Origin of the sequence: Arthrobacter sp. H20, assembly GCF_000520515.1 — a bacterium.
Taxonomy (GTDB): Bacteria; Actinomycetota; Actinomycetes; order Actinomycetales; family Micrococcaceae; genus Arthrobacter_D.
The window spans coordinates 1-7,473 of the sequence record NZ_KI914737.1 but is presented as its reverse complement, the minus strand read 5'-3'; the positions used below and the strand labels follow the sequence as shown (position 1 = coordinate 7,473).

The 7,473-nt window shown below is 63.8% G+C and carries 6 protein-coding genes; 4 read left to right on the top strand and 2 right to left on the bottom strand.

The window, feature by feature from the left end; genetic code table 11:
• Positions 1 to 393 (bottom strand): DNA gyrase subunit A (locus Y703_RS19595; protein ID WP_035764855.1); only part of this gene is annotated, 393 nt, incomplete at its 3' end.
• Positions 394 to 476: 83 nt separating this feature from the next.
• Here Y703_RS19595 and Y703_RS0111725 point away from each other — a divergent pair.
• From Y703_RS0111725 to Y703_RS0111710, 4 genes are all read left to right on the top strand, one after another.
• Positions 477 to 3,197, top strand: a complete 2,721-nt coding sequence (locus Y703_RS0111725; RefSeq protein WP_026552844.1) for a bifunctional acetate--CoA ligase family protein/GNAT family N-acetyltransferase — start codon at positions 477 to 479, stop codon at positions 3,195 to 3,197.
• Between the two features lie 92 nt (positions 3,198 to 3,289).
• Entirely contained in the window at positions 3,290 to 3,964 is a 675-nt protein-coding gene (locus Y703_RS0111720) for a DUF5998 family protein (RefSeq protein ID WP_026552843.1), read from the top strand.
• A gap of 15 nt (positions 3,965 to 3,979) precedes the next feature.
• Positions 3,980 to 5,167 carry an alkaline phosphatase family protein gene (locus Y703_RS0111715; protein WP_051427541.1) on the top strand — a complete coding sequence of 396 codons (1,188 nt, stop codon included), beginning with the start codon at positions 3,980 to 3,982 and terminating at the stop codon, positions 5,165 to 5,167.
• Positions 5,160 to 5,876 (top strand): thymidine kinase, encoded by a 717-nt coding sequence (locus tag Y703_RS0111710; protein WP_026552841.1) that lies wholly within the window; start codon positions 5,160 to 5,162, stop codon positions 5,874 to 5,876. The genes Y703_RS0111715 and Y703_RS0111710 overlap by 8 nt, the downstream gene beginning before the upstream one ends.
• Here the strand turns inward: Y703_RS0111710 and sepH are convergent.
• Complete coding sequence (gene sepH / locus Y703_RS0111705) at positions 5,873 to 7,159, bottom strand: septation protein SepH (RefSeq protein ID WP_026552840.1); 1,287 nt, start codon at positions 7,157 to 7,159, stop codon at positions 5,873 to 5,875. The genes Y703_RS0111710 and sepH overlap by 4 nt on opposite strands.
• Between the last annotated feature and the right edge of the window lie 314 nt (positions 7,160 to 7,473).

Genomic DNA, 7,473 nt, shown 5'->3' with positions numbered 1-7,473 from the left:
GGTATAGCGGGGGGCCGCCGGTCCATCGTCGAGCGAACCGAAGTTGCCGTGACCATCGATCAGGGGAAGGCGCAGGGAAAAGTCCTGTGCCATCCGGACCATCGCGTCGTAAATCGCCGCGTCGCCGTGCGGGTGGAGCTTACCCATCACCTCGCCCACCACACGGGCGGACTTCACATGGCCGCGATCGGGGCGCAAACCCATGTCTGTCATCATGTACAGGATGCGCCGCTGAACGGGCTTGAGTCCATCCCTGGCGTCGGGCAGGGCCCGGGAGTAGATCACCGAGTACGCGTACTCAAGGAACGAGCCTTCCATCTCGGAAGTGACGTCGATGTCGATGATGTTCTCGGTGTAATCCACCGGGGCTGCTGTGCTTTGGCGCCTGGCCATGATCGGGTGGTCCTCGGGTTGTGAAAAGGGGTGTGCTACCAAGGGTAATGACGCGAGCGCCGAACGCCCACTAGGGTGAGTCTATGGCGGCTGGCGGACATTACCCGGAATATTGGGAGGCCGACGTCGTGTTGCGGGACGGCGCCACTGCACATTTGAGGCCCATTGCGCCCGATGACGCGGAGGCGGTCCAGCACTTTCACATGCAGCAATCCGAGAACTCCATCTACCTGAGGTTCTTCACCTACAAGTCTTCGCTGAGCAGCAAAGAGCTCAAACGATTCACCGAGGTGGACCACAAGGACCGGGTGGCGTTTGTGGTTACCCGCGGCGCCGACATCCTCGGCATCGGGCGGTATGACCGCCTCGATGACCCCACAGAGGCCGAAGTGGCCTTCAACGTCTCTGACGCACACCAGGGGCGGGGTCTGGGCTCCATTCTGCTCGAACACCTCGCGGCAGCAGCACGGGAGAACGGCATCAGCCGGTTCTCGGCGGAGGTGCTACCGGAGAACCGGAAAATGATCACCGTTTTCGCCGAGGCCGGCTATGAGGTGCAACGCCGCTTCGACGACGGCGTGGTGATGCTTCAGTTCAACATTGACCCCACCGAAAAGTCCCGCGCCGTGATGGAATCCCGCGAGCACAGGGCAGAGGCGCGCAGCGTTGCGGATCTGCTGTCTCCGTCGTCGGTGGCGGTGATCGGCGCCAGCCGCGAATGGGGGACAGTTGGGTACTCGTTCCTCGAACACATCATCGACGGCGGGTACACCGGCGATATCTATGCAGTGAATCCCGAAGCTTTCGAACTCGCCGGCATGATCTCCTTCGCCGCCATTGCCGAGGTGCCGGGGCCGGTCGACCTGGCAGTGATCGCCGTCCCCTACGAGCAGGTGGCCGCGGTGGTTGACCAGTGCGGCGCAGCCGGTGTGAAAGGGCTGCTCGTAGCAACCGCCGGGTTTGCCGACGACGGCGCCCACGGGTTGGCCCGGCAGAAGGCGCTGGTGCATCGCGCCAGGGCCTTCGGGATGCGGGTGGTCGGACCGGCATCCCTGGGGTTGGTCAACACCGATCCGGAGGTCCGGCTCAATGCGTCGATGGCCCCCGCACTGCCCGCCGCTGGCACCTTGGGGCTGTTCAGCCAGTCGGCGGCGATCGGTGTGCTGCTCTACGCCGCTGCCGGGCGGCGAGGGCTGGGGCTCAGCTCCTTCCTCTCCGCCGGTAACCGGGCAGACATTTCGGGTAATGATGCAATGCAGTACTGGGAAGACGACCCGTCCACCCGTGCGGTGGGCCTGTACCTGGAGTCGGTCGGTAACCCGCGCAAGTTCTCCCGGATTGCCCGCCGACTCTCCAAAACCAAACCGGTGATCGTGGCGAAGTCCGATGTGATGGGCCTTCAGCTGCCGCCCGGCCACGCCGTGCGCACCACCCAAGCCCCAGCGGGTGCGCTCGATGCGATGCTGCGGCAGTCGGGTGTGATCAGGGTGGAAACCACCGCGCAGCTCGTGGACATCGCCCAGATTCTGGTGAGCCAGCCCCTACCCGCCGGACCGGGTCTGGCCGTCTTCAGCAATTCGCTCGCGCTGGGCAAGGTGGTGGCCGATGCGGCCGCTGCCCACGCCCTTGACGTGCGGCAGTTGGTCACCGACATTGACCTGGACACCGGGCAGTCCATCGCCTTACCTACCCTCCGTGCGGCGATCCTTGCCGCATTGGCCGACGACGATGTGCACTCAGCGGTCGTCTCGCTGCTCCCCGCGCCAGGACTGACTGTTGAAGCGATTGCTGAGTGTCTGAGGGACAGCGCCGAGACGGCCAACAAACCTCTTGTCGCCTCCTTCGCAGGCATCCTTGACCCCTTGGTGCAGTCCGATGGGCTGCTCGCGGCTCCCGCCGGGTCGGGTGCTGGACCAGAAAATTCTGATTCAGCGCCCGTCCAGCGCGGAGTGCCGTGCTACGCGGGCCCCGGGGCGGCAGTTGCGGCTCTCAGCGCCGTGGTCACCTACGCGCGATGGCGATCCCGGGACAATGGCGGGTTCCACGAGCCGGAGGAGATCGACTCCGACGCGGCGTCGGCTGTGCTTCACCGGGCCCTGGCCAGGGTCGAGGGCGACGGTCTCACCCGGCTTGACTGGCCAGAGGCGTCAACCCTGCTTGGACACTATGGCATCGATGCGCTGCCCGCGGTGCGATTCACCACCGCCGATGAGGCGGTGGCGGCGGCGGACCGCCTCGGGTGGCCGGTTGTTATCAAGACTGTCGATGAACATCTGCGGCACCGCCTCGACCTCGGGGGTGTTCGACTGAACATCGAGGACGCTGCCTCGCTCCGCCAGAACATCGCTCAGATGGAGAAGGTATTGGCACCGTTCGGAGTCAGCGGCATGGAGGTGCAGTCCATGGCGCCCTCAGGCCAGGGCTGCACGCTCCGCGCCATTGAGGATCCCCTACTGGGACCGGTGCTCTCGTTCGGTCTGGCGGGCGACGCCGTTGACCTTTTGGAGGACTGGGCACACAGCATTCCACCGCTGTCCACTGTCGACATAGCTGACCTGGTCCGCGCACCGCGTGCCGCGCGCAAACTGTTCGGCTACCAGGGTCTGCCCGCCACCGACGTCGCAGCGATAGAGAATCTGGTGAGTAGGGTTGCTGTGCTGAAGGATCGGCACCCGGAGATTGCATTGCTCGAATTTAATCCGGTGTTGGTGTCGACTACCGGGCTGGTCATCCTCAGTACCGAGATTCTGGTGGGTAATCCTCAGCGGCGCACCGACAGTGCCCGGCGCGCGATGCGGGACTGATCGCTGATCGAGGTACCAGCGCCCGCTTTGGCGGCGCGCCCCACGGGCCGTCGGGTTAGGCGGCTGGTGCCCGGGTAAGGGAAACTGGAGGTATGACATCGCTCTCCGCTGAACGCCGCAGCCTCGACGCATCCCTGGAACGGGCCGGATTCTACCCACGTCTGGTAGCAGACACGGTGCACGACGCCCTGGACGGCCGGGAACCACTCTCCCATGTGGTTCACCTTGAAACCCATTTCGAACGCAACGAGGTGCACCGTCACATCACAGTGCTGGTGCTGACCGAGGACATGCTGGTGATCACTCACGTCGACGACCAGCAACTGGATGAGGATGGGCAGCAGATGATGGCCCAGGTCTCCACTGAATCTGTCCCGGTCTCCCAGATCCGCTCGGTGGTGCTCAGCTACCTGTACGCACAGCCGCAGGACTACAAGCCGTCCGACCAGGCCCGGGAACTCACCCTTGCCATCGCCTGGTCCGGGGGCCAGCGGCTGGACATGGGCCCTGCCGGCTGCAGCGACCCGCAGTGCGACGCCGACCACGGTTACACGGGCACCATTTCCCAGGAAGATATTGTGCTGCGGGTCAGCGCCGAGGCCGATGGAATGCAGGCGGTCCAGAATGCAAAATCGTTCGCTCGAGCACTCCGGAAGGTCAACACAGCCAACCCGGTGTCGCCGGGGACCACCGGATCTCTCGCGCCGACGCCCCGCAGGCAACCAGGTCTCGGTGCACGCTTCAGCCGGACCCACCATCAGGGCTAGCCGTTGGCGAAACACGTGATTGGACACCGGGAGCCACTTCCGGCGGCGCCTCCCTATGGCCGCAGCAGCGTCGCCGAGGTCTTTACCAGCGCTGCGGCGGCCCTCGGCCTCGACTCGTCGTTGGGCCCCTTCGTTAACGCCCTCGGTCTGCCGAGGGCCTCGCGTGTGTGCGTTGTCGTAGTTGATGGACTCGGCTCGGCGCTCTTGAAAAGACGTGGCGGGCACGCACCCTTTTTGCGGAGTCATCTAGACGGCGCGCGGATCATTGGCTCGGCGTTTCCCTCCACCACCGCTGCGTCCCTGGGCAGTCTCGGGACAGGCCTGTCGCCGGGCATGCACGGACTGGTCGGCTATGACGTATTGGACCCGGAGCAGGGCAAGGTCGTCAACATGCTGGGCGGCTGGGACCCCGGCGTCGACCCGCTGCGCTGGCAGCCCTACCCTTCGGTCTTTGAGCAGACGGCCGGGCAGATTCCGGTGACCAGCGTGTCCCTCCCCAAATTCGCTGACTCGGCAATGACGCGGGCAGCACTCAGGGGCGGGAACTATCTCGCTGCAGGAACACTTCAGGCGAGGGTCCGGGGTGCTCATGAGCAACTCGCTGACTCGAAGCAGGCCCTGGTGTACCTGTACCTCAACGAGATGGACAAGGCCGGGCACCGGTACGGCTGTGGCTCAGCCGAATGGGGCGCTCAGCTGGAGGACGTTGATTCAGCCATTAAGACGCTTGCCGCACGTGTGCCATCCGACACGCTGCTGCTGCTCACGGCTGACCATGGGATGGTCGACGTCGACGTAGCGCACCGCTACGATTTCTCCACCGAACCGGCACTCATCGACGGTCTGGCGCACACAGCTGGGGAGCCGCGGATGCTTCACCTGTACTACGAGCCGGGCCTTTCCGCTCGGGGCCGCGAACTACTCATCAGTGCGTGGCAGGACGCCTACGGGCAGTTCGCGTGGATCTTCACCCGTGACCAGGCAATGGGAGCCGGGCTGTTCGGTGACGTGGACCCGCGGGTGCTACCCCGGATCGGAGACCTCATGGTGGCGGCGCGGGAGCCGATCGCCCTGTACGATCGCCGCCGGACGTCGGCGTCGGCGATGGAGGTCGTCGGACAGCATGGATCGCTCACCCGGGCTGAACGGGAAGTGCCTTTGCTGACCCTGAACCGTCCCGGTGGAAAGGTGCCCCGTGGCTGAGCTGATCTTTTTTTCCGGGACCATGGACTGCGGCAAGTCGACGCTTGCGTTGCAGATGGACCACAATCATCGCGCTCGAGGTCGCGCCGGACTGCTTTTTAGCTCCCATGATCGAGCGGGGGAGGCAAAGATTTCCAGCCGGCTCGGGTTGCAGACCGGTGCCGTCGAAGTCACCGACTGCACCGACTTTTGGGCGGAGATTGTCAGGCGGCGGACTGCCGGAGAACGGGTGGACTACCTGATCTGCGATGAGTCCCAGTTCTATCTCGGTGAGCAGATCGATCAGTTGGCCCGGATCGTTGACGAGATGGACGTCGACGTCTTTGCCTTCGGGATCACTTCCGACTTCCGGACGAAGCTCTTTCCAGGCTCTCAGCGGCTCATTGAACTCGCTGACCGAGTTCAGGTGCTCCAGGTGGAGGCCCTGTGCTGGTGCGGACGTCGAGCCACCCACAACGCGCGGACCATCGACGGGGTCATGGTTGTCGAGGGTGACCAGGTGGTGGTGGGAGACGTGGAACTTGCCTTAGAGCCACGTGATCCGCTGCAGCCCGAACTCCCGATTACCGCGGGAACTGAGGATGGGACTCCGCACACCCCGGTGACCGGCTACGAGACGCTGTGCCGGCGTCATCACACCCGAAGGGTCACGCTGCGGACCGCTACAGCACTCAAAAGCAACGAAATACTGTTGCCGTTCTCCAGCTAGTCGCTCTTGGTGCCGAAGACTATTTCATCCCAGCTGGGGACACTTGACCGTTTCGGCCGAATCTTCCGGTCAGCCGGTTCCTCTGCGGGTTTTGGGGAGCTGTCAGGGGCTGGTTGTGCTTCCCTGCTGGGGCGTGCCGGACCGTTAGGGCGGGCAAAGACGCTGATTTCCCTCGTCTCCGTACTCACCGAGTCGAACAATCGCGGAGTACCGTCGCTGTAGGTTGGCCCAGTGCTGTCGGGGCCGGAACTGGTGCGGTCTGAACTGTCCTCATTGGACCTATTGCCGTTCGAGCTATTCGGGTCGTCAGCGACTGATGGCGCGAGACTGAGGCCAGCAAACCGCCCGGGCTCAACGGCGGCGTCGTCGCTGTGCTGTGGTGCGTCAGGGGCATCAGATTCTGGTTCAGCACCGTCGGTAGGGCGCGGATGGGCAGCCGGAATGCTGCCCTTTGCCAACAGGTGGGCCAGAGCGTCATCGCCGTCCTCATCCACGCCCAGGCGCTGCCCACGGCGTGACCTGAGCACGTCGAGCAGGTTATCGGAGGAGTCTTCCTCGGGGGCAGCATCCTGAGTTTTCTGGGCTTCAAAATCAAACACGTGATCAGCAACGGCACTGAGCCGACGGGTGGGCAGCGGACCATCGAGCGGCTCCAGCTCGCTCAGCAACTGTGCCCACCGGTTCGTATTCAGAACAGTCTTCCGGCTGGGATTGAACGTCCACTGGGCGGGCGGCTCCTCGCCCACAGCCACCTGGGCATCTACCGCCAGGTCAAACCGGGCAACCACATTCCACAGACCATCTGGCCGGCGCCACGCATCCCATTCGACCGCGTTCGGGTCAACGCCGTAGGCCTGCAACCGGTAGGCAACCATGTCACCGAGCTGGGCGGGGTTGTCGCCAAAAGCCGAGCGGTAGCTGTCATGGGACGGCAACGCAGAGGACACTTCCACCCGCTGCGCCAGGATGGCCATGTAATCTCGTTCAGCGCGCACCGGCCCCTCATAGCGGAGCACCTGTGAGAGATCCTGTCCAGACTCGTCAACTATGTCCTGGGCCGTTGCACCACCACGGATCCGAGACTGGATGTCCCGCGGCGAGAGCGGAACCACCGGCTTGCCCACCGGTGGCGGTGGGGTGGTGATCTTGTGCTGTTCGATGGGGCGGGAGACCGCCATGCGCAACGCCTCGTTGATCGGCAGGCTGAAGTTGGAGCCATCCTCACCGTTCAGGAGCAGGCGCCCGCCGTCCTCGTGAACACCCACCAGCCGTAGTTCCTGCATGAAAATCCTCCGAGCCGACAATGCTTCCTTACCGTGAAACTCTGCCACCTGTTGGCCGACATGCCTACTACAGCTGTGGTGTGGCGTGGAACTTTCGACGTCGATTGCGCTCTGAGCGGGTTGTTCAGCAACAATCGCTGGTGTACGGGCACAAAACACTGTCTATCAGCGTTGAACTCGACGTTGGACAGACTCGAGCACTGAACCTCAGAACACCGGAGAGTGAACACCTAGTGTAGCGTGTCGTTGATTCCTTTGGGGCTGATTGTTTGTCAGACTTGATTCATGGTTTATTTGGCGAGGGCATTGGAGTT

Bases quoted from the DNA above. Each gene is read 5' to 3' on its own strand.
- Y703_RS0111720 (WP_026552843.1), top strand. From the start codon at position 3,290: ATGACATCGCTCTCCGCTGAACGCCGCAGCCTCGACGCATCCCTGGAA.
- Y703_RS0111725 (WP_026552844.1), top strand. From the start codon at position 477: ATGGCGGCTGGCGGACATTACCCGGAATATTGGGAGGCCGACGTCGTG.
- sepH (WP_026552840.1), bottom strand. From the start codon at position 7,159: ATGCAGGAACTACGGCTGGTGGGTGTTCACGAGGACGGCGGGCGCCTG.